Source organism: Candidatus Pelagibacter sp. PS_16 (assembly GCF_059417965.1).
In genome coordinates this window covers 449561-470630 of sequence record NZ_CM182074.1, presented here as the reverse complement: position 1 = coordinate 470630, position 21070 = coordinate 449561, and the positions used below count along the sequence as shown (strand labels likewise).

Annotated in this window: 25 protein-coding genes and 3 tRNA genes; 4 read left to right on the top strand and 24 right to left on the bottom strand. The window is 30.1% G+C overall.

Annotated elements, in window-relative coordinates; all coding sequences use genetic code 11:
• Position 1: 1 nt before the first annotated feature.
• The 18 genes from nuoK to AC5SL0_RS02435 form a co-directional block, all read right to left on the bottom strand.
• Positions 2-310 carry an NADH-quinone oxidoreductase subunit NuoK gene (gene nuoK / locus AC5SL0_RS02520; RefSeq protein ID WP_026225064.1) on the bottom strand — a complete coding sequence of 103 codons (309 nt, stop codon included), beginning with the start codon at positions 308-310 and terminating at the stop codon, positions 2-4.
• On the bottom strand, positions 306-938 hold the full coding sequence (locus AC5SL0_RS02515; RefSeq protein WP_006997027.1) for an NADH-quinone oxidoreductase subunit J: 633 nt from the start codon (positions 936-938) through the stop codon (positions 306-308). The genes nuoK and AC5SL0_RS02515 overlap by 5 nt, the downstream gene beginning before the upstream one ends.
• 2 nt (positions 939-940) lie before the next feature.
• Positions 941-1426 (bottom strand): NADH-quinone oxidoreductase subunit NuoI, encoded by a 486-nt coding sequence (gene nuoI / locus AC5SL0_RS02510; protein ID WP_006997028.1) that lies wholly within the window; start codon positions 1424-1426, stop codon positions 941-943.
• Between the two features lie 2 nt (positions 1427-1428).
• On the bottom strand, positions 1429-2427 hold the full coding sequence (gene nuoH, locus AC5SL0_RS02505) for an NADH-quinone oxidoreductase subunit NuoH (RefSeq protein ID WP_494618595.1): 999 nt from the start codon (positions 2425-2427) through the stop codon (positions 1429-1431).
• 3 nt (positions 2428-2430) lie between these two features.
• The gene (gene nuoG / locus AC5SL0_RS02500) at positions 2431-4470 is read right to left on the bottom strand and encodes an NADH-quinone oxidoreductase subunit NuoG (RefSeq protein ID WP_494618593.1); all 2040 of its coding nucleotides are present in this window, start codon (positions 4468-4470) and stop codon (positions 2431-2433) included.
• Positions 4463-5794 carry an NADH-quinone oxidoreductase subunit NuoF gene (nuoF, locus tag AC5SL0_RS02495; protein WP_011282015.1) on the bottom strand — a complete coding sequence of 444 codons (1332 nt, stop codon included), beginning with the start codon at positions 5792-5794 and terminating at the stop codon, positions 4463-4465. The genes nuoG and nuoF overlap by 8 nt, the downstream gene beginning before the upstream one ends.
• On the bottom strand, positions 5787-6395 hold the full coding sequence (gene nuoE, locus AC5SL0_RS02490) for an NADH-quinone oxidoreductase subunit NuoE (protein WP_011282014.1): 609 nt from the start codon (positions 6393-6395) through the stop codon (positions 5787-5789). Before nuoE ends, nuoF begins: the two co-directional genes overlap by 8 nt.
• Positions 6395-7570 (bottom strand): NADH-quinone oxidoreductase subunit D, encoded by a 1176-nt coding sequence (locus tag AC5SL0_RS02485; protein ID WP_494618592.1) that lies wholly within the window; start codon positions 7568-7570, stop codon positions 6395-6397. Before AC5SL0_RS02485 ends, nuoE begins: the two co-directional genes overlap by 1 nt.
• The gene (locus AC5SL0_RS02480) at positions 7554-8162 is read right to left on the bottom strand and encodes an NADH-quinone oxidoreductase subunit C (RefSeq protein WP_006997034.1); all 609 of its coding nucleotides are present in this window, start codon (positions 8160-8162) and stop codon (positions 7554-7556) included. Before AC5SL0_RS02480 ends, AC5SL0_RS02485 begins: the two co-directional genes overlap by 17 nt.
• Positions 8163-8167: 5 nt before the next feature.
• A complete protein-coding gene (locus tag AC5SL0_RS02475; RefSeq protein WP_006997035.1) occupies positions 8168-8689 on the bottom strand; it encodes a NuoB/complex I 20 kDa subunit family protein in 522 nt (173 codons plus the stop codon).
• Between the two features lie 11 nt (positions 8690-8700).
• Entirely contained in the window at positions 8701-9069 is a 369-nt protein-coding gene (locus tag AC5SL0_RS02470; RefSeq protein WP_006997036.1) for an NADH-quinone oxidoreductase subunit A, read from the bottom strand.
• Positions 9070-9157: 88 nt separating this feature from the next.
• A tRNA-Asp gene (locus AC5SL0_RS02465) sits at positions 9158-9234 on the bottom strand.
• Between the two features lie 13 nt (positions 9235-9247).
• A tRNA-Val gene (locus AC5SL0_RS02460) sits at positions 9248-9323 on the bottom strand.
• 49 nt (positions 9324-9372) lie between these two features.
• Positions 9373-11757 (bottom strand): endopeptidase La, encoded by a 2385-nt coding sequence (gene lon, locus AC5SL0_RS02455; protein ID WP_011282012.1) that lies wholly within the window; start codon positions 11755-11757, stop codon positions 9373-9375.
• Between the two features lie 59 nt (positions 11758-11816).
• Positions 11817-13085 carry an ATP-dependent Clp protease ATP-binding subunit ClpX gene (gene clpX / locus AC5SL0_RS02450; RefSeq protein WP_011282011.1) on the bottom strand — a complete coding sequence of 423 codons (1269 nt, stop codon included), beginning with the start codon at positions 13083-13085 and terminating at the stop codon, positions 11817-11819.
• Positions 13086-13176: 91 nt separating this feature from the next.
• Positions 13177-13788 (bottom strand): ATP-dependent Clp endopeptidase proteolytic subunit ClpP, encoded by a 612-nt coding sequence (gene clpP / locus AC5SL0_RS02445; protein ID WP_006997039.1) that lies wholly within the window; start codon positions 13786-13788, stop codon positions 13177-13179.
• Between the two features lie 31 nt (positions 13789-13819).
• Positions 13820-15253, bottom strand: a complete 1434-nt coding sequence (tig, locus tag AC5SL0_RS02440; RefSeq protein WP_011282010.1) for a trigger factor — start codon at positions 15251-15253, stop codon at positions 13820-13822.
• 16 nt (positions 15254-15269) lie between these two features.
• Positions 15270-15354 (bottom strand) — tRNA-Leu (locus tag AC5SL0_RS02435).
• A gap of 101 nt (positions 15355-15455) precedes the next feature.
• On the opposite strand from AC5SL0_RS02435, the gene AC5SL0_RS02430 reads away from it, so the two are divergent.
• A complete protein-coding gene (locus AC5SL0_RS02430; protein WP_011282009.1) occupies positions 15456-15707 on the top strand; it encodes a DUF1289 domain-containing protein in 252 nt (83 codons plus the stop codon).
• Positions 15700-15876 (top strand): hypothetical protein, encoded by a 177-nt coding sequence (locus AC5SL0_RS02425; RefSeq protein WP_011282008.1) that lies wholly within the window; start codon positions 15700-15702, stop codon positions 15874-15876. The genes AC5SL0_RS02430 and AC5SL0_RS02425 overlap by 8 nt, the downstream gene beginning before the upstream one ends.
• A gap of 77 nt (positions 15877-15953) precedes the next feature.
• Here the strand turns inward: AC5SL0_RS02425 and AC5SL0_RS02420 are convergent, their stop codons facing one another.
• A complete protein-coding gene (locus tag AC5SL0_RS02420; RefSeq protein ID WP_011282007.1) occupies positions 15954-16091 on the bottom strand; it encodes a hypothetical protein in 138 nt (45 codons plus the stop codon).
• 18 nt (positions 16092-16109) lie between these two features.
• Positions 16110-16661: a histidine phosphatase family protein gene (locus tag AC5SL0_RS02415; protein WP_011282006.1), complete on the bottom strand. Its 552-nt coding sequence runs from the start codon at positions 16659-16661 to the stop codon at positions 16110-16112.
• Between the two features lie 2 nt (positions 16662-16663).
• Between AC5SL0_RS02415 and AC5SL0_RS02410 the strand changes: the two genes are divergently transcribed.
• Positions 16664-17338, top strand: a complete 675-nt coding sequence (locus tag AC5SL0_RS02410; protein ID WP_011282005.1) for a uracil-DNA glycosylase — start codon at positions 16664-16666, stop codon at positions 17336-17338.
• On the opposite strand, the gene AC5SL0_RS02405 is transcribed toward AC5SL0_RS02410, so the two are convergent.
• Positions 17331-17756 carry a YbgC/FadM family acyl-CoA thioesterase gene (locus AC5SL0_RS02405; protein ID WP_494618589.1) on the bottom strand — a complete coding sequence of 142 codons (426 nt, stop codon included), beginning with the start codon at positions 17754-17756 and terminating at the stop codon, positions 17331-17333. The two genes, AC5SL0_RS02410 and AC5SL0_RS02405, sit on opposite strands and share 8 nt — an antisense overlap.
• Positions 17757-17813: 57 nt before the next feature.
• Between AC5SL0_RS02405 and AC5SL0_RS02400 the strand changes: the two genes are divergently transcribed.
• Positions 17814-17951, top strand: coding sequence for a hypothetical protein (locus tag AC5SL0_RS02400; protein WP_011282003.1), 138 nt, complete (start codon positions 17814-17816; stop codon positions 17949-17951).
• Positions 17952-17953: 2 nt separating this feature from the next.
• Here AC5SL0_RS02400 and AC5SL0_RS02395 read toward each other — a convergent pair whose 3' ends face one another.
• From AC5SL0_RS02395 to AC5SL0_RS02385, 3 genes are all read right to left on the bottom strand, one after another.
• Positions 17954-18595, bottom strand: a complete 642-nt coding sequence (locus tag AC5SL0_RS02395) for a DUF3047 domain-containing protein (RefSeq protein WP_494618587.1) — start codon at positions 18593-18595, stop codon at positions 17954-17956.
• A 201-nt stretch (positions 18596-18796) separates the two neighbouring features.
• Positions 18797-19543: an SDR family NAD(P)-dependent oxidoreductase gene (locus AC5SL0_RS02390; protein WP_011282001.1), complete on the bottom strand. Its 747-nt coding sequence runs from the start codon at positions 19541-19543 to the stop codon at positions 18797-18799.
• A gap of 4 nt (positions 19544-19547) precedes the next feature.
• A complete protein-coding gene (locus AC5SL0_RS02385) occupies positions 19548-20960 on the bottom strand; it encodes a cytosine permease (RefSeq protein ID WP_494618585.1) in 1413 nt (470 codons plus the stop codon).
• Positions 20961-21070 lie beyond the last annotated feature (110 nt).

Genomic DNA, 21070 nt, shown 5'->3' with positions numbered 1-21070 from the left:
ATTATCCTTTTAAACTGTCAATTTTCTCAACATCAATTGTTGATGAGTTTCTATAATAGACAACAATAATTGCTAAACCTATTGCCGCCTCTGCCGCTGCAACAGTTAATATAAAAAGAGTGAATATTTGACCAGAAATATCGTTTAAAAATATTGAAAATGAAACTAAATTAATATTTACAGCTAATAAAATAAGCTCAATACTCATTAAAATTACTATAATATTTTTTCTATTTAAAAATAATCCGACTATGCCGATAGTAAAAATTATTGCAGCCAATGTAAGATAGTGACCTAAACCTATACTAATCATCAGATTTAACTCCTTTATTGTTCTCAACATCAATTAATTCAACACCATCTGATCTTTCACGAGATATTTGACTAAAATAACTTTGTCTTTTAACTCCAGATCTTTGTCTAAATGTAAGAACAATAGCACCTATCATTGCAACTAATAAAATCATTCCACTTAACTGAAAAACATGAATGTAATCTGTATATAGAACGTAACCAATTGAATGAGTATTGGTTATATTTTTATCTATTGTTAAAGACATTGCCGAGACAAGATCAGGTTTATATTTCCATCCACCAATTACGATTATTAATTCGAAAAATATTATAACACTTACTATTAGTCCAATAGGTATATGTTTTGAACTTTCCTGTGCACTAAACCACTGATTTTTTTGTTGAGCTACATTTAACATCATAACTACAAATAAAAATAAAACAGCAACCGCGCCTACATAAACAATCAACATGATCATTCCCAAAAATTCAGCGCCGATCATTATAAATAGGCATGAAATGCTTATGAAATCTAAAATTAAAAAGAAAACAGAATGAACGGTGTTTTTAGATACTGTTACCATTATAGCAGAAACAATTGCTATAAAAGAAAACGTATAAAAAAATATTGCGTGCGCTAACATAATTATCTGTGAGAGTTATCAGCTTTAATATTGGCTGCTAAAACATTTTCCCATCTATCTCCATTATCGAGTAATTTTTCTTTATTGTAATAAAGTTCTTCTCTTGTTTCAGTTGAAAATTCAAAATTAGGCCCCTGTACAATAGCATCAACTGGACAAGACTCTTCACAAAGACCACAATAAATACATTTCATCATATCAATATCATATCTAGTAGTTTTTCTGCTACCATCAGCTCTTTCAGAGGACTCAATTGTGATTGCTTGAGCTGGACACACAGCTTCACATAACTTACATGCAATACATCTTTCTTCACCGTTAGGATATCTTCTTAAAGCATGTTCACCTCTAAATCTTGGGCTTATTTTTCCTTTTTCAAAAGGGTAATTTATTGTTTTTTTAGATTTAAATATTTCTTTGATAGCAATATTTAAGCCACCTAAAAAATCTAATAAAAAAATTGTTTTAAATATTCTTGAAATTTTCATAATTAATTAACCGGTAATAAGTTGAAGTAAAACAAATAGCTAGCTGTTAGAACTACCCATGTTAATGATAATGGTAAAAATATCTTCCATCCTAGTCTCATTAATTGATCGTATCTATATCTTGGAACAATAGCTTTAACCAAGGCAAACAAAACAAATAAGAATAATATTTTAAAAATCATCCAAATTGCGCCTGGAATTAAGTTAAATGGATAAAGATCAATGGGCGATAGCCACCCACCTAAAAAAAGTATTGACCCCATAGCGCACATCAAAAGAATATTTGCATATTCTCCAAGCCAAAACATTGCATACATCATGCCTGAATATTCAGTTTGATAACCCGCAACAAGTTCTGCTTCTGCTTCAGGCAAATCAAATGGCGGTCTGTTTGTCTCCGCTAATGCAGAAATAAAGAAAATCACAAACATTGGAAATAATGGAATTATAAACCATAAATTTTCTTGAGCCATAATTATATCGTTCAAATTTAAAGAACCAACACAAAGCAAAACGTTAATAATAATGACTCCAATTGATACTTCGTAAGAAACCATTTGTGCGGCAGATCTAATAGCGCCTAAAAAAGGATATTTTGAATTTGAAGCCCAACCACCCATAATAATTCCATAAACACCTAAAGAAGAAACAGCAAATAAATAAAGGACACCTACATTAATATCTGCCAATACTTGAGTTGTGCTGAATGGAATAACAGCCCACGAAACTAAGGCCAAAGTCATAGTTACAATTGGTGCTAGTATAAAGATTACTTTATTTGAACTTGAAGGAATTATAACTTCTTTAAAAATATATTTTAATGCATCAGCTAATGATTGAAGCAAACCAAAAGGTCCAACAACATTAGGTCCTTGCCTTTTTTGTACAAAGGCCCAAATACGTCGGTCAAGCCACACAATCATAGCCACAGAAACTAAAACAGGAACTAATAAAAATAATATTTTGTAAGTTTGTAAAAAAATAATATTAATATATTCCATAAATTAACCTTCTGTTCCTGTAGACTTTAAATCTGCTTTTAAATGTCTACACTCAGACATAGTTTTTGAAGCTCTAGCAATTACATTTGAATAATAATAATCATTATCTATCTTAATCAATTCATTTTCAAAAATTAATTCCTTAACTTTTGATGAAGTTAAAGAGTTATTTTTTTCAATATGTAGATTTATTTGATTAATTAAACTGCTATCCAGCTCATCTTTATCATTAAATAATTTTCTATGATTCATGGACTCTGCAAGTTCATTTATTATTACCCAATCCTCTTTTGCAAGTTCTGGTGGATAAGATGCTTTGTAGGCTTTTTGTAATTTACCTTCTAAATTTGTAAAATAACCATTTTGTTCTGTATAAGCAGCCCCTGGCAAAATAATGTCTGCTATTTCCGCTCCTTTATCTCCATGAGAGCCTTGATAAATAATAAACTCATTTTTTTTTTCAAAATTAATAGTGTCTAGACCTAGAAGATAAACAATTTCAAACTTGTGATCTTCCAAGTCTTTCAAAACTTCATTGTCACCATCAGTTGTTTTATATACCCCAAGATCAAACGCACCTACCGTGGATGCATTTTCAGAAATTATATTTAAAGCATTCCAATCATTGGAAAGTTTATTATTTTCATCTAAAAATTGCTTGATTGACTCAAAAATATATTTAGATGATTTACTTTTTAGTGCAGATTGACCCATTATAATCATAGGTTTCTTTGCTTGTTTAATTAAATCAGATACCTCATGTTTACCTTCGATAATTTTTTTAACAGTTTCAGTGTTTCCATCTAAAGACTGGTAAGGGTATGTAAGGTCACCTACTTCATTTAGCGAAATAATTTTAGTTTTGTTTTGAAGATAGGATTTTCTAATTCGGGCATTTAAAATTGTTGCTTCAAATCTAGGGTTTGTCCCTAAAAGGAAAATAAAATCAGCTTCTTCAATTCCATTAATTGATGAGTTGAATAAATAATTTTCTCGCTTTTCTGGATTTAAATAACTGTAATTATCTCTAGACTCTATATTTTGAGAATCTAATGTTTTATTAAAAAATTCTTTAAATATATAAAGTGTTTCCATATTGACTAAATCACCAGTTAACCCACAGATTTTTTCTTTATCAGTGTTTTTAAACTTAGATTTAATTATATTAAAAACTTCAGACCATGATGCTTTTTCAAATTTTCCATTATACTTAATATAAGGTGTATCTAGTCTTTGATTTGATAAACCATCGCAAGCATGTCTTGTTTTATCAGAAATCCATTCCTCGTTAATGTCTTCGTTTATTCTTGGTAAAATTCTCTTAACTTCCCAGCCATAGGTATCAACTCTTATATTAGAGCCAATAGCATCCATAACATCAATAGATTCGGTCTTTTTTAATTCCCAAGGTCTTGCTTCAAAAACATATGGTTTAGATGTTAAAGCTCCAACAGGACACAAATCAACAACATTAGCAGATAATTCTGATTGCATTGATTGCTCAAGGTAAGTAGTTATTTGCATATCTTCACCACGTCCTATTGCTCCTATTTCTGGTACACCAGCAATTTCTGTTGCAAACCTAACACATCTAGTACAATGGATGCACCTTGTCATTTGAGTTTTAATTAAAGGACCCATATTTTTTTCAGGAACTTGTCTTTTATTTTCTTTAAATCTAGATTTATCTACCCCATAAAACATTGATTGATCTTGAAGATCACATTCGCCTCCTTGATCACATACAGGACAATCTAATGGGTGATTTGCAAGTAAAAATTCCATCACGCCTTTTCTTGCTTTTTCAACAAATTCAGTATTGGTTTTAATATTCATACCTTCAGCAGCAGGCATCGCACATGAAGCAACTGGTTTTGGAGATTTTTCCATTTCAACTAGGCACATTCTACAATTTCCAGCAATTGAAAGTTTTTCGTGATAACAAAATCTTGGAATTTCAACTCCAGCTTTTTCACAAGCTTGTAAGACTGTTAAGCCATCTTCAACTTCAACTTCAATATTGTTAACTTTTAATTTAGGCATTTTTTTTATCCAATAAATGTTGATCGACTAAATAAGGAACTTCATTGTTTTTTTTTATTGTTGGTTCAAAATTGTTTCGTTCTTCAATTTCTTTTCTAAAATGTCTTAACAAACCCTGGACAGGCCATGAAGATCCTTCACCAAAAGCACAAATAGTATGACCAGCAATTTGATTTGTAACATCACCAAGCATTTCTACTTCATCTTTTGACGCTTCTCCCTTAGCCATTCTTTCTAACATTCTCCACATCCATCCAGAACCTTCTCTACATGGTGTGCACTGTCCACAACTTTCATGTTTATAAAATCTAGCAATTCTTGCCATACATTTAATAATATCTTGATCATTATTTATAACGACAATACCTGCGGTTCCTAAACCACTTTTCTCAGCAACAAGTGAATCAAAATCCATTGTTAAAGTTTCACATGTTTTTTTTGGTATAATAGGCATAGAAGATCCACCTGGTATTACTGCTTGTAGATTATCCCATCCACCAATTACTCCGCCAGCATGTACTTCTATTAACTCTTTAAGAGATATACTCATTTCCTCTTCAACGTTACATGGTTTATTAACATTTCCAGATATACAAAATATTTTAGTTCCTGTATTTTTCGCTTTTCCTAATGACGCAAACCATTTACCACCTTTTCTCAAAATCGTCGGAACAACAGCTATAGTTTCCACGTTATTAATTATTGTTGGACATCCGTATAATCCTATTAAAGCTGGAAAAGGAGGTTTTAATCTTGGCTGACCTTTTTTACCTTCGATGCTTTCTAGAAGTGCTGTTTCTTCACCACATATATAAGCGCCTGCTCCATAATGAATATAAATATCTAAGTCCCAGCCAGTACCAGAGGCATTTTTTCCTATAAGTTTTTTTTCATAAGCTTCATCGATTGCTTTTTGAAGTTTTTGTCCATCAATAAAATATTCACCGCGTATATAAATATAGCAAACATGGGCCTGAACTGCGTAAGAAGCAATCAAACATCCTTCTATTAATTTGTGAGGTTCAAACCTTAAAATATCACGATCCTTACATGTGCCAGGTTCAGATTCATCACCATTTATAACTAGATAGTGAGGTCTAGAACCAAGTTCTTTTGGGGCAAAAGACCATTTAAGACCCGTAGGAAATCCAGCACCACCTCTTCCTCTTAATTCCGATGATTTAACTTCTTCTATAATCCATTCTCTACCTTTTTTTATTATTTCAGCAGTATCTACCCAGTCACCTCTATTTTTTGAAGACTCAACATCTGAACCTTTATCATTATATAGGTTTTGAAATATTCTATCTTTATCGTTAAGCATTTTTTAAATCCAAAAGTGTTTTTCTGTTATTTTCAGGTTCATTATTAACTCTTCCTCTATAAGATCCTGGCTTTGGCGTCTTACCGTCAAGTATCTCATCTAAAATTTTTAAAGTTTTTTCTTTATCTAGGTCTTCATAATAGTCATCATTAATTTGCATCATTGGGGCATTAACGCATGCACCCAAACATTCAACTTCCATCCATGAGCATGATTTATCAGTGGATAATTCATTTTCATTTTCTGAAATTTTTTCTTTGCATGCTTCAACAAGTTTATAAGCTCCTCTGATCATGCATGGTGTAGTTGTGCAAACTTGAATAAAGTGTTTTCCAACTGGTGATAGGTTATACATTGTATAAAAAGTGGCCACCTCATAAACTTTTATATAAGGCATATCTAAAAACTTTCCGATATATTTCATTGCTGCAAGTGGTATCCAGTTATCATTTTGTTTTTGAGCGATATATAGTAATGCCATTACAGCGCTTTGTTGTTTTCCTTCTGGATATTTGGAAATCATTTCTTTTGCTGCAGCTAGACTATCTGCTGTGAATTCAAATTTTTCTGGTTGTTCTTTTGCAGGTTTTCTTAAACTCATTATCTATCAACCTCTCCAAAAACAATATCTAACGAACCTAAAACAGCAGGTACATCAGCAAGCATATGTCCTTTAATCAAATAATCCATTGCTTGTAGATGAGAAAAGCCAGGAGCTCTAATTTTACATTTGTAAGGTTTGCTGGTTCCATCAGATATTAAATAAACACCAAATTCACCCTTTGGTGCTTCAACAGCAGTATAAATTTCATCTTTGTCAACACGATAACCTTCAGTGAATAATTTAAAGTGATGAATTAAAGCTTCCATTGATTGTTTAATATCTTTTTTAGGTGGAGGACTAATTTTTCCATCTAATGATTTAATTGGTCCTTTTTCCATTTTACTTAAACATTGTTTGATTATTGAAACACTTTCTCTCATTTCTTCAATTCTACATAAATATCTATCAAAACAGTCTCCATTTTTTCCTACTGGAATTTTAAATTCTAGTTGTTCATAACAGTCATAAGGTTGAGACTTTCTTAGATCCCAAGGAACTCCAGAGCCTCTAATCATAACACCGCTAAAAGAATAATCTAACGCATCTTCCTTGGTTACAATTCCTATATCAACATTTCGCTGTTTAAATATTCTGTTGTCAGTCAATAATGTTTCTAGATCATCTATTATCTTCGGGAACGACTTACAAAAATTACCTATATCCTCTGCAAGACCCATCGGTAAATCTTGATGAACACCACCGGCCCTGAAGTAATTGGCATGTAGTCTTGAACCAGATACTCTTTCATAAAATGTCATTAATGTTTCACGTTCTTCAAAACCCCATAGTGATGGAGTTAAAGCGCCTACATCAAGAGCTTGAGTTGTAACATTTAATATATGACTTAATATTCTTCCAATTTCACAAAACATTACTCTGATTAATTGGGCTCTAATTGGAACATTTATCTTTAAAATTTTTTCTATAGCTAAAGCAAAAGCATGTTCCTGATTCATTGGAGCAACATAATCAAGTCTGTCAAAATAAGGGACTGCTTGCATATACGTTTTATTTTCTATTAACTTTTCTGTTCCCCGGTGTAGAAGACCAATATGTGGATCAGCTTTTTCAACAACCTCTCCATCTAATTCTAAAATTAATCTTAACACACCATGAGCTGCGGGGTGCTGAGGTCCAAAATTTAGATTTAATGTTTTAATTTTTTTTGTCATTTTCAAGGTCAGTTTGATCTTTAATATATTTTGTTCCTTCCCAAGGGCTTTCGTAATCAAAATTTCTATAATTTTGCTCTAACTTAACTGGTTCACTAATAACTTTCTTTTGATCTTCGCTATATCTAACTTCAGTATGACCAGTTAAAGGAAAATCTTTTCTTAAGGGGTGTCCTTCAAAGCCATAATCAGTAAGTATTCTTCTCATATCTGGATGGTCTTTAAACTTAACTCCATACATATCAAAAACTTCTCTCTCCATCCAATTTGCTGCAGGATAAATGGGTGTTAGTGATGGAATAACTTCATTTTCACTTATTAGGTAACTTAATATAATTCTTTGATTAAATTCATGACTTAAAAACAAATACACAACTTTAAAACGTTGAGCATTTTCAGGGTAATCAACAACTGTAATATCAATTAACTGTCTAAATTTTGTATTCTCGTTACTTTTAATAAATAACGTTACATCTATCAAATCTTCATTATCAATATTAATATATAACTGTTCATGTCTAATCTCAGTTTTTTTAATTTTAGTTGTAAGTTCCGAGTTAATTTTTTTTTCAAGATCTATTAAATTTTGCATATAAATTACCTTTCAAAAGATCCTTTGTTTCTAATTTTTTTTTGTAATTGCAAGATTCCATAAAGTAATGCTTCAGCTGATGGAGGACATCCTGGCACATAAATATCCACAGGTACTATCTTATCACAACCACGGACTACAGAATAAGAGTAGTGATAATAACCACCACCATTTGCACAACTACCCATCGAAATAACATATCTCGGTTCAGGCATTTGATCATAAACTTTTCTTAATGCCGGTGCCATTTTATTAGTTAAAGTTCCAGCTACAATCATAACATCAGATTGTCTTGGTGACCCTCTTGGTGCAGCACCAAATCTTTCTAAATCATATCTTGGCATTGCTGTTTGCATCATCTCAACAGCACAGCAAGCTAAACCAAAAGTCATCCAGTGTAATGAACCAGCTCTTGACCAGTTTATTAAATTATCAAGTGAAGTTGTGATAAAACCATTTTTACTAAAGTCTTCAGCAAGTTTTTTAAATTCTTCAGGAATTTCTTTATTTTTATTTTCTAAGTTCATAATCTAAAATTTTATTCCCAGTCTAGTGCACCTTTTTTCCATTCATAAATAAATCCAACCGTAAGAATGAATAAAAATATCATCATTGAAGTAAAGCCAAGACCTCCAATATTACCCAATGATATTGCCCAAGGAAAAAGGAAAGCTATCTCTAAATCAAAGATTATAAATAGAATTGCCACTAAATAAAACCTTACATCAAATTCCATTCTTGAATCTTCAAAGGGTTCAAAACCACATTCATACGCAGATAATTTTTCTGGATCTGGATGTTTTGGTGATAATATTAAGTTTACAACAACAAAAGCACAACTCAGACCAAGTGCAATAATCAAAAATATAATAATTGGTAAGTAATCTTTTAAAAATTCTGAAAGCATTTGAGTCTATATAGCAGTTTTTACCTCTTGTTGAAGGGTACTTACGTCACATTTTTAATAATATAAATGTTAATTAATAGGGAAAAAGTGGCGGGAGTGAAGGGACTCGAACCCTCGACCTATCGCGTGACAGGCGATCGCTCTAACCAACTGAGCTACACCCCCACTTTAGTTGTTTTGGTGGGCAGTAAAGGACTCGAACCTTTGACCCCCTCGGTGTAAACGAGATGCTCTACCAACTGAGCTAACCGCCCAAAACAAGCGCTACTATTACATCAAGGAATAGATAATGTAAATTGGTAATTATTGAATACTGGCTTGAGATTTATCATTAGATTGAGAAATTTTCTCAACCTCGACCCACTCAACTCTTTTTAATTCTTTTGTTAAAGCTATTTTTAATACTTCGTCAGCTTGCTCAACAGGAGTAATTTTTATATCATCAATAATTTTCTTAGGCATATCAACAAGATCTTTTTCATTTTCCTTCGGAATTATAACTTGTTTTATCCCAGCTCTGTGTGCTGCTAATAGTTTTTCTTTTAATCCACCAATTGGTAATACTTGACCTGTTAATGTTACCTCGCCTGTCATTGCAACATCTCTTCTGACGGGGTTATTTGTGATTGCAGAAACTATTGAAGTGACCATACCAATACCTGCTGAGGGTCCATCTTTAGGAGTAGCTCCTTCTGGAACATGAATATGAAAATCCTTTTTTTCAAATAAAGGAGGAATGATTCCATAATCTAAACTCTTTGATCTAATAAAAGATTTTGCAGCTTTGATAGATTCTTGCATAACCTCACCTAATTTTCCTGTAATTTGCATTCTGCCTTTTCCTGGCATTATAACAGTTTCAATTTTAAGAATTTCCCCACCGTATTCAGTCCAAGCTAAACCAGTAACAACACCGATTTTATCTTTACTTTCAAGTTCACCAAATTTAAATTTTTGAATTCCTAAATAGTCTGGTAAATTTTTTAAATCAATTTTAACTTCTTTCTCTTCTCCAGAAACTACTTTCTTAACAACTTTTCTGGCTACTTTTGAAATTTCTCTTTCTAGGTTTCTTACACCAGACTCTTTTGTATAGCTTTGGATAATTTCTTTAATTATATCCTCAGATAAAGTCATTTCATTTTCTTTAACTCCATTATCTTTAACCTGTTTGGGTAGTAGATACTTATTTGCAATACTAATTTTTTCATCTTCTGTATAACCAGCTAATCTAATGACTTCCATTCTATCTAATAACGGTGGTAAAATATTCAAAGTATTAGCTGTAGTAACAAACATGACATCAGATAAATCATAATCAACTTCTAGATAATGATCATTAAATGTTGTGTTTTGTTCTGGATCTAATGCTTCTAACAAAGCAGAAGATGGATCTCCTCTATAATCATTTCCAATTTTATCTATTTCATCAAGAAGAATAAGTGGATTTTTTGTACCTGCTTTTTTCATCATTTGAATAATTTTACCAGGTAAAGAGCCTATATAAGTTCTTCTGTGTCCTCTTATTTCCGCTTCATCTCTCATACCACCAACAGAAACTCTTACAAATTCTCTGTTAGTAGCTTTTGCAATTGATTTTCCTAATGATGTTTTACCAACACCTGGAGGACCAACTAAACATAAAATTGGACCTTTAATTTTTTCCATTCTTTTTTGGACTGCTAAAAATTCAATAATTCTTTCTTTAACTTTTTCTAAACCAAAATGATCTGCATCAAGAACTGCAAGTGCTTTTTTTAGATCAATATCAACTTGGCTTTTTTTATACCAAGGTAGATCTGTCATCCAATCAAGATAATTTCTGATAACAGTAGCCTCAGCAGACATTGGGCTCATATTTTTTAATTTTTTAAGCTCAGCCATGCATTTCTTCTCAACATCTTTTGGCATTTTTGCTTTAATAATTAATTTATTCAAACTTGAAGTTTCATCTTTTCCATCTTCAATTTCACCTAATTCCTTTTGAATAGCTTTAAGTTGTTCATTTAAATAATATTCTCTTTGAGTTTTCTCCATTTGAGTTTTAACTCTTCCTCTAATTCTTTTTTCTACTCCAATAATACTCGTTTCATTCTCCATTATTTTAATTATAGAATTCAGTCTTTTCTTAACATCTATAGTTTCAAATATTTGTTGCTTCTCTGAAATTGTAGCTGTTAGGTGAGATGCGATATTATCAGCGATGTGTGATGCATTAGTTAATTTTTTAATATTATTAATTGTTTCACTTGATACTTTTTTATTAATTGAAGTTAGTTTTTCTAATCTTCTTACAGCAGTCATTGCTAGTGGTATTAAGTCTTCATCTTTAGTCACTACATCATGGTGATGAGCATATTCACAAATAATAAATTTCTCATTATCTTTAAAATCTAAAATTTTTACTCTTTTACTTCCTTCTACTAAAACTTTTACTGTACCGTCTGGTAATTTTAATAACTGAAGAATATTACCTTCACAACCATACATGAAAACATCAGTTTTTTTGGGGTCATCTATTTCTGAATTTTTTTGAGTAACTAGAACAATTTTTTTGTCCTTTTTCATAACTTCATTTAAAGCGGCAATAGATTTATCTCTGCCAACAAATAATGGGACTACCATATTTGGAAATACAACAATATCTCTTAACGGTAATAAAGGTCGTTCAATTTTTACATCCATCATCTAAATATGGATATTAAATATGATATTGCAATAGCTATTTATTACTTATTAACGTGAAATTAGGCAGCAGAAGTTTTGTCAGTCTTTGTTTTGCTACTATTTTTTGAATGAACTATGATTGGTTGAGATAGTCCTTTGGCCGCACTAGCGTCTACAATAACTTCCTCCACATTGTCTTGACTTGGAAGATCGTACATTGTTTTTAATAAAATATTTTCTAAGATTGATCTAAGGCCTCTAGCCCCAGTTTTCTTATTAATTGCTTTTTGTGCAATCTCTTTGATCGCATTTTCTTTAAAACTTAACTTAGCTCCATCTAATTTAAATAATTCTTGGTATTGTTTAATTAGTGAGTTTTTTGGTTCTTGTAGTATTTTAACTAGAGATTTTTCATCAAGATCTTCTAATGTAGCTATCATTGGAAGTCTTCCAATAAATTCTGGGATTAAGCCATACTTTAACAAATCTTCAGGTTCTAAAGTTTTCATCCACTCACCTGTTTTTTTATCATCTGTTTTTTTTACATTTGCACCAAATCCTATTGATGTACCCTTATCTCTTTGAGATATTATTTTATCTAAGCCAGCGAATGCTCCACCACAAATAAACAAAATATTTGTAGTGTCTACTTGTAAAAATTCTTGTTGTGGATGCTTTCTGCCACCTTGAGGTGGAACGCTTGCCACTGTCCCTTCCATAATTTTTAATAGAGCTTGTTGTACACCTTCTCCAGACACGTCTCTAGTTATAGAAGGGTTTTCTGACTTTCTGCTAATCTTATCAACTTCATCGATGTATACAATTCCACGTTGTGCTTTTTCAACGTTGTAATCAGCAGCTTGTAATAATTTTAAAATTATATTTTCAACATCTTCACCAACATAACCTGCTTCTGTTAAAGTGGTTGCATCTGCCATTGTGAAAGGAACATCAAGGATTCTTGCTAGAGTTTGAGCTAATAAAGTTTTTCCACAACCAGTTGGACCAACTAAAAGAATATTTGATTTTGAAAGTTCAACTGTTTTGCTAGTTTTAGTCTCGTAATTAAGTCTCTTATAATGATTATGAACAGCAACTGATAAAACTTTTTTTGCGTGAGGCTGCCCAATAACATAATCATCTAATACAGCACAAATTTCTTTAGGCGGTGGTAACCCATCATGATGTTTAACAAACGTGTCTTTACTTTCTTCTTTGATGATATCCATGCATAGTTCAACGCATTCATCACATATAAATACAGTTGGACCTGCAATAAGTTTTCTAACTTCATGTTGGCTCTTTCCACAAAAAGAACAGTAAAGAATATTTTTATTATTTGTTGTCATATAATTTATAAACGAATCAGTAAAGTTACTTTAATATAGAAGACTCATACTAATCAAGTATCAGTTTAAAGGGGTGTCAAGATGTTGTGTATTAAGATCTATTTTCAACTACTTCATCTATCAAACCAAACTCTTTTGCTGTATCTGGAGTCATAAAGTTATCACGTTCTAGTGCTTTCTTCACATCATCAACAGATTTTCCAGTATGTTTTGAATAAATCTCATTAAGTCTTTTTTTCAAGGCTAAAACTTCGTTAGCATGAATTTCAATATCTGTAGCTTGTCCTTGAAAACCAGCAGAAGGTTGGTGAACCATAATTCTAGAATTTGGCAAAGAAAATCTTTTACCTTTTTTACCTGCAGCTAATAAAAATGAACCCATTGATGCAGCTTGACCAATACATAATGTTGAAACATCTGGTTTAATGTATTGCATAGTATCATAAATTCCAAGACCTGCTGTCACTAGTCCTCCAGGACTATTGATATATAAATTGATTTCTTTTTTTGGATCCTCAGACTCTAAAAACAAAAGTTGAGCTGTAACTAAAGATGCTACGTTATCATTTATTGGTCCTACCAAAAAAATAATTCTCTCTTTGAGAAGTCTTGAATAAATATCATAAGCTCTCTCACCTTTATTTGATTGTTCAACAACCATAGGTACAAGAGTATTCATTTGATCTAATAAATTTGTTGTCATAAGTTGATTCTCTTACTTATACAACTTGTGATTACTTTTTACTAACTTTTTTTGTTGAAGGTTTTTTAGATGCTGAGGGTTTTGGTTTTTTTTCAATTTTAGTAGATTTTGAAGCTTTTTTTTCCTCAGGATGATCGTGGTCATGATTGTGGTCATGTTCATGATTATGATCTTGTTTTTGATGTTCCTTTAAAATTTTTTCTGCTTCTTCTTTGCTAATTTCTTTTTTAGATGGTTTTGCTTTAGTTTTAATTAAATCGATAATTTTTTCTTCATACACGGTTCCTCTTAAGCTAGCTAATGCTGATGGATTTTTTTGATAAAATTCCATAACCATCTTTTCTTGGCCAGGCATCATTCTAAGTTGTTTTTGAACTTCAGCTTGAACTTCTTGTTCGGTTACTTTGATTTTATTTTGTTCACCGAATTCATTTAAGATCAACCCAACTTTAATTCTTTTTTTAGCGATTTCCTCAAAATTTTTTCTACTTTTTTTAGAATCTTCTTCAGTCATACCTTGAGATAAAATCTTAACTTCTTCTTCAATTAAGTTTTCTGGAATTTCATCTACTTTAAAATTTTCAATTTCTTTTAAGATTTGAGTTTTTGCCAATTTATCTAGAGAATTTTTATATTCATCATTAATTTGTTTACTAACTAATACTTTTAAATCAGCAAGATCTTTTGCACCTAAGTTTTTAGCAAAAACATCATCTATTTTTACTTCCTCTGATTTTTTTACTTCTGTAATTTTACAAATAAAATTAGCTTTCTTATTTGCGTATTCTTTTTGTGGATAATTTTCAGGCAGAGTAACGTCAACAGATTTTTCATCATTTTTTTTAACGCCGATAAGCTGCTTATCAAAGCCTTTAATAAATAAGTCCTTACCTAGAATTAATTGAGTATTTTTTCCTTCACCACCAGTAAAATCTTTTCCATCAATCGTTGCTTTGTAGTCAAAAATAACTAAATTTTCCTCTACTGCTCTAACATCTGCTGCAACTTCTTTAAAATTGTTCTGACTTTTGGCAATTTCTTTAATTCTTTTATCTGTTTCATTTGTGTCAATTTTAACTGAATATTCATCAAATTTAATATTTTCAACAGACTTTAACTCTACTTTTGGAAGTTCTGTTATCGACATTACATATTCTAAATCCTTATCTTCACCATAGGTTTTAAGATCAAGCTTTGGTTGTCCGGCTGGCTTAATTTTATTATCTTCTAAAGCTTTAACTGATGTGTCTTTTAGAACTTTATCTAGAACTTCACTAAAAATTGCTTGGCCAAATTGTCTTTTTAAAACTTCTTTAGGCACCTTCCCAGGTCTAAAACCTTTTAAGTTAACAGTCTTTTTAATTTCTTCATATTTTTCATCCATATAAGAATTCATAGTTTCTTTATCTATGAAAACTTTAATGTCTTTGTTTAAACCTTTTTTATTTTCTACTGTAACTTTCATAATTTTTTAAACTTGTTGGTAGGCGAAAAAGGACTCGAACCTTCACATCTTTCAATACTGGTTCCTAAGACCAGCGCGTCTACCAATTCCGCCATTCGCCCACAATTCTTGTGGCTTTATATAGGATAGTTTCTATTTGTCCAATGACAATAATAATGAAATATATTAATAATCAATTATATTTACTAATAATTTAAAAAAAATGATTATTTCTCCATGTATAAGCATATGTAAAACAGATCCTCAAACAGGATATTGTTATGGTTGTGCAAGAAATAATGAGGAAAAAAAAATGTGGAAAATGCAAGAAACTACAGAAGAATGGAAAAAATCAAACTTAACGATTATTCAGACACGTCTGAGTGGCTGGCAATTAGAGAGTTTTAAAGAATCTTATGATCATAAGATTGAAAATGGAATTTCACTTTATAAAAAGAATTTGAATAATGAGTAAATCTACTTTAGCTATATTAATTTATGTTGCGGGATTAATCTTTGGAGCATTGGTTTTAAATATATGGAGTGCAGAAACTGGACCCAAAGCTTTTATAGGGATAATTTGGACAGCGATTTTATTAATTGCACTTTTTTATGCAGACAAAAATGAAAAAAATATTAATTAAAATTAAAGCAGTAATAAATAGAGACACAGGTGCCTCCAAAATTTAAATGTTGATAAGTGCAAGTTTTTGTAAAAAAATTAAGATTTTTTATGTTTCTTGTTAACTTTACTTGTAAAATTTATTTTTTTTGAACCAAATCTACTATTAGTTATATTGCTTCTATGTTTAGCATAAGCTTGTTTTTGAGCTAACTTCATAGCTTTTTTAGATGACATTTTATTAGTTTATATTTTTTAAAAATTTTGTCGAGCAAGAACATTAAAATTTTTATCTGAAATGATTATCTCTCCAGAAGAAGGTGAAATATTTAGTACTTCTTGAATTGTTACATAATGTGTTACTAACACTAAATTATTATCACCGTTCCATTCATTAATATATTTTTTTAAATCATAAATTTGTTTATTTTTATTACTTGCAAATTTTGCACTGAAAAATGAATTTAAGAAACTTTTTGTTTGATATTTATCAAAAGCATGCTGAGCTGTTTGTTTACATCTACACCACTCACTTGATAATACTTTATCAATTTTAATATTATTTTCTGAAAAAAACTTCCCAATGTTTTTAGATTGTTCAATACCCTCTATGCTTAAATTTCGTTGGGTTTCACAATTTAATATATCAAAATCTAACGGATCACCTCCACCTGGTGCAATTGCATGTCTTATAAATATTAATTTTTTACCTTCTTTTAACAAACTTTGTATTTCATCATTTGAATTTGCTTTTACTGAAATATTGAAAGATAAAAGTATTAATAAAAAAAATTTTATAAATTGCATATATGAGTATAAAATTCAAAAAATTAAATAATTCAATAGTTAAATGTAAAAGTTGTCCTAGGTTAATTGAATTTAGTAAAAAAATTTCTGTAAAAAAAAGAAAACAAAATATGAAAGAAACTTATTGGGCTAAACCAGTTACAGGATTTGGTGATATTAACGCTAAACTATTAATAGTAGGTCTAGCACCTGCAGCTCATGGAGGTACTAGGACAGGCAGAGCCTTCACTGGAGATAAATCTGGAGATTTTCTATTTAACTGTTTATTTAAAGCTAACATATCGAATAGATCAACTTCTACGCATATTGATGATGGTTTAAAATTAAATAAAACCTATATTACAAATATTCTTAAATGTGTCCCTCCAGAAGATAAACCTTTAAAAAATGAATTAATCAACTGTTCAACATTTTTTAAAAATGAATTGATCTTATTAAAAAATTTAAAAGTTATTATAGCGTTAGGTAAAGTTTCATTTGATAATTGTATAGAATTTTATAAAAAAAATTATCATTTTGATAAAAAATTAATCTTCATACATGGTGTAAAATATTTATTACCAGATAATAAAATTCTAATTCCTAGTTATCACCCTAGTCCAAGAAATGTTAATAGAAAAATAATTAATACACAAAAAATGGTAAGCTTGTTAAAGAAGGCTAAGAAAATTATTTAATTTTAATGCTATCGCAAAAATAAGGTTTAAAATCTTTGAAAATGTCCTCTGGAACTTTTATAGGTTTTCCATTTTTATCTACAAAAACTAAATGTACTTTTGCCTCAACAATTAATTCTTCATCTCTAGAAATAAATTGTGACATAAAAAAAGAAGTCTTTGTAATAGATTTAACAAAGGATCTAATTTTTAACTCGTCTTCAAGATAAGAGGGTTTTTTGTACTCAATGTTACAAGATTTAACAATAATTAAGGCTCCATAATCTTCTTTAATTTTTTTATTATTAAAACCGATTGTAAACAATGCTTCTGTTCTTGCTCTTTCAAGAAACTTCAAATAGTTCGCATAATAAACAACACCACCAGCATCAGTGTCTTCATAATAAACCTTTATATTGTGAAAAAAATTTTTGTGCATGAATTTATACTATCAAAAATAAATATTTTTAACATCAAACTAAGATATAATATAACAATGAAAGTTTATATAACTTGGCTTTTAGGTGTAATTGCTTGGAATTATTTGGTCCCTAATGCTGCACCCATTGAAGATGTAATTGTTGCGGTACTTTTATCTTTTTTAAGTATTGGTCTTAAAAAAGTATTTAAATAATCTTATTTAGCTGAAAAATAAATATCTTGATAATAAGATATAGCTTTTAATTTCGAATTATCAGTGTCAGTCATTATAGCAATACCTGAAATTTCTGTAACATCAATTTCATGAAGTTTCTTAAAATCTTTTTGCACATTTGCTTTAACAGTAACCCATGTATTTTTGTTATTTTTTGTAGTTGAGAGAACATAATCAATAGATTTTTTTGTATATGGACTTGGCCAATATTTTCCAACATCATTATTACTTGAAAAAATATAATTAATTGCCCTGTTAGATAATGGTGTAGAACCTGTTTTCTTTATTACAAAAACTCTAGCGGCATAATCGTGCCCTTTTTTACTATTTTCTATAATTCCAGATAAATCTTTCTCAACTTTCCATGTAATATTAATAAAAGGAGTTTTATTAAGATCAATTTTAATTTCTTTCCCCAAGCCTGACCCAACACCTTCAGCCTCTGCTCTTATAAAGTTACCATTTTCGTTAGACCCAACTTTCCAGCTGGTCTCTCCTTTAACTTTTTTAACTTTTAATGTATTTAGCTCATTGTTAGTAAAATCAAAAACGTAAACATTTTCAGCTAACAAAGGTTTTGTTATTAAAAATAAATATCCTAATAATATTAAAAAAAATTTCATCAGTATGGGGGTATATCTAAATTAAATTTTAAAACAATATTTGAACACACTTTAATCATTAAATTATCAATATTGGATACTATATAAATAGAATGAAATTAATTTCTATATTTGTTTTATTAATATATTGGTCCATAATTCTACTGGCACCAGTTATTTCTAAAGAAAGTAAGTCTCTTAATATTGATTCTAAAGTGCTAGTTAGTAAGTAGAACGACCACCACTAATATCAAAAACAGCTGCTGTTGAAAATGAGTTTTCTTCTGAAGCTAGCCAACAAATTAATGAAGTAAACTCTTCTATCTCCAAAAATCTACCTCTAGGAACCTTAGAAAGCATTCTGGCAACATGTTCTTTTGACATTTGATCAAGAATTCTTGTTTTAGCTCCTGCTGGAGTGACAGCATTTACAGCTATATTCTTATCAGCCAGTTCTTTTCCTAGCGATTTTGTTAAACCAATAACACCCGCTTTTGCTGAACTATAAGCGCTTGCGTTTGCATTACCATCTTTTCCAGCAACAGAAGCAACATTAACTATTCTACCATAATCATTTTTAATCATATAAGGCACCACACATTTACAACAGTTAAATGTACCCATTAAGTTAATTTCTATTATTTTATTCCATTCAACTACATCGTAATCCCAAAGTGAAGACGTAGACCCAGTAATACCTGCATTATTAATTAAAATATCAATATTTGAAGATTTTGCTATTTCATCAACTGTATCTTTGACATTTTTGAAATCAGATACGTCAACAACATTATATGAAAGATTTGGATCGTTCACAGCTTTAACAGCTTTTTTTAATTCTTCTTCATCTATGTCCCAGATAATAGCTTTTGTTCCTGACTTTAAAAACCGTTTAGCAATATCTAAACCAAAACCTTGTGCACCACCGGTGATAATTGCTGTTTTATTTTTTAAATCAAATTGATGCATGAAATTATTTACTTGTTAATAAATAGTAAGTCAATGAAGAGACAAAAGCACCAATTAACCAAGAGTAAGAATTAAAATTCATTAAACTTTCATTCCAAATTGTTGAAGCAGCAAAAATAAAACCTAGAGTAATAGAGTATACCGCTTTTATATGCCATCCATTAGAGTAAAAGTAAACTCCATCAGGTTCTGCTGAAAGTATATCTTTATTATCTAAGTTTGATTTTTTAACTAAATAATAATCTATGATTATAACACCAAAAAGAGGTCCAAAAAATGCAGCAAATGTATCAATAAAAGATAAAATTCCTATCTGACTTAATAATGGTAACCAAAAAATACCAATTACAAATCCAAAAATAACAATAATAAAAGAAGAAGTTTTTAGATTAAGTTTACTTGGAAAAAAATTTAACAAAGAATTTTGAGCAGGCACATAATTTGCAATTAGATTTGTAGATGCTGAAGCTACAATAATGAAAAATAAAACTATTACAGTTATAATAGTGTTATCTAGAGTTCCTATAATATCTGTAGGATTTGTAAGTATCTTTCCAATTTCCTCAAGTTTTTGATGAAAAATTACATCAGCTCCAACAACTATAAACACAGCAAAAAATGAAAATATAATAAGATTTAAAAATAAACTCAAATTACCTTTTTTTAATTCCTCTTCATCTTTAACGTAACGGGCAAAGTCTCCAAAATTTACAAGTATAATTGAAAAGTAAGCAAAAACTATTCCAACTACAGTAATTAGGGGAGCAATATTACTCTTAAGAAATATATTGTTATAAGTAAACATGTCAGCAAATGATCTTGAAACCTCCTTAACATCTAAGAGAAGCACAACAAAAAAAAATAACAACATTCCAGAGTAAACTGTTGCTGCTGAATAATTAATAATTAATTTATTAAATTTATGACCTCTACTAAATAAAAAAGATTGTAATAGAATTGCTATTAAAAAAGCAGCCCAATCAATAATGTTAAGACCTGAAATAAAAACTAAAAAAATATCATGTTGAAGAAAAGTATTATCAACAGAAAAGAAAAATATTCGGATTAAATAACTAAATGCTTTTGATAAAAAATAAGTTTGAATTCCAAACATGAAGATACCAACAAGGCCTCTTATTAAAGAAAAATATTTTGCTCCAAACACACCCAATGAAGTCCTTAAGATAACAGGAAATGGAAGACCATATTTTTGCGAAGGTTTTCCTATTAAGTTAGCTAAAAAATAAACTAGAAGGGATCCAATTAAACTTCCTAAAAAAACAACCGCAATGTTTAAGTCATAAACCAGATATAATGATGCTATTAAGGAAAAAGCAATAACACTTTGTATATTAATGCCCCAAAAACAAAAGACATCTTTCCAATTCCAAGTTTTATCATTTGGGTTGACTGACACTAATTCCCAGTTGATAAGATTATTTTTGTTTTTATGCTGAATCACTAACAAATAATAAACTAATAAGTTAAAATGGAATATCTTTTTTTTTCATTTGTAATAGTATTTTC

Bases quoted from the DNA above. Each gene is read 5' to 3' on its own strand.
- AC5SL0_RS02395 (WP_494618587.1), bottom strand. From the start codon at position 18,595: ATGAAATTTTTTTTAATATTATTAGGATATTTATTTTTAATAACAAAA.
- AC5SL0_RS02485 (WP_494618592.1), bottom strand. From the start codon at position 7,570: ATGACAAAAAAAATTAAAACATTAAATCTAAATTTTGGACCTCAGCAC.
- AC5SL0_RS02420 (WP_011282007.1), bottom strand. From the start codon at position 16,091: ATGTCATCTAAAAAAGCTATGAAGTTAGCTCAAAAACAAGCTTATGCT.
- AC5SL0_RS02515 (WP_006997027.1), bottom strand. From the start codon at position 938: ATGTTAGCGCACGCAATATTTTTTTATACGTTTTCTTTTATAGCAATT.
- AC5SL0_RS02390 (WP_011282001.1), bottom strand. From the start codon at position 19,543: ATGCATCAATTTGATTTAAAAAATAAAACAGCAATTATCACCGGTGGT.
- AC5SL0_RS02480 (WP_006997034.1), bottom strand. From the start codon at position 8,162: ATGCAAAATTTAATAGATCTTGAAAAAAAAATTAACTCGGAACTTACA.
- AC5SL0_RS02430 (WP_011282009.1), top strand. From the start codon at position 15,456: ATGATTATTTCTCCATGTATAAGCATATGTAAAACAGATCCTCAAACA.
- clpX (WP_011282011.1), bottom strand. From the start codon at position 13,085: ATGACAACAAATAATAAAAATATTCTTTACTGTTCTTTTTGTGGAAAG.
- nuoE (WP_011282014.1), bottom strand. From the start codon at position 6,395: ATGAGTTTAAGAAAACCTGCAAAAGAACAACCAGAAAAATTTGAATTC.
- AC5SL0_RS02400 (WP_011282003.1), top strand. From the start codon at position 17,814: ATGAAAGTTTATATAACTTGGCTTTTAGGTGTAATTGCTTGGAATTAT.
- nuoH (WP_494618595.1), bottom strand. From the start codon at position 2,427: ATGGAATATATTAATATTATTTTTTTACAAACTTACAAAATATTATTT.
- nuoF (WP_011282015.1), bottom strand. From the start codon at position 5,794: ATGCTTAACGATAAAGATAGAATATTTCAAAACCTATATAATGATAAA.
- AC5SL0_RS02425 (WP_011282008.1), top strand. From the start codon at position 15,700: ATGAGTAAATCTACTTTAGCTATATTAATTTATGTTGCGGGATTAATC.
- lon (WP_011282012.1), bottom strand. From the start codon at position 11,757: ATGATGGATGTAAAAATTGAACGACCTTTATTACCGTTAAGAGATATT.
- AC5SL0_RS02405 (WP_494618589.1), bottom strand. From the start codon at position 17,756: ATGCACAAAAATTTTTTTCACAATATAAAGGTTTATTATGAAGACACT.
- nuoG (WP_494618593.1), bottom strand. From the start codon at position 4,470: ATGCCTAAATTAAAAGTTAACAATATTGAAGTTGAAGTTGAAGATGGC.
- AC5SL0_RS02410 (WP_011282005.1), top strand. From the start codon at position 16,664: ATGAGTATAAAATTCAAAAAATTAAATAATTCAATAGTTAAATGTAAA.
- AC5SL0_RS02415 (WP_011282006.1), bottom strand. From the start codon at position 16,661: ATGCAATTTATAAAATTTTTTTTATTAATACTTTTATCTTTCAATATT.
- tig (WP_011282010.1), bottom strand. From the start codon at position 15,253: ATGAAAGTTACAGTAGAAAATAAAAAAGGTTTAAACAAAGACATTAAA.
- AC5SL0_RS02475 (WP_006997035.1), bottom strand. From the start codon at position 8,689: ATGAACTTAGAAAATAAAAATAAAGAAATTCCTGAAGAATTTAAAAAA.
- nuoI (WP_006997028.1), bottom strand. From the start codon at position 1,426: ATGAAAATTTCAAGAATATTTAAAACAATTTTTTTATTAGATTTTTTA.
- clpP (WP_006997039.1), bottom strand. From the start codon at position 13,788: ATGACAACAAATTTATTAGATCAAATGAATACTCTTGTACCTATGGTT.
- AC5SL0_RS02470 (WP_006997036.1), bottom strand. From the start codon at position 9,069: ATGCTTTCAGAATTTTTAAAAGATTACTTACCAATTATTATATTTTTG.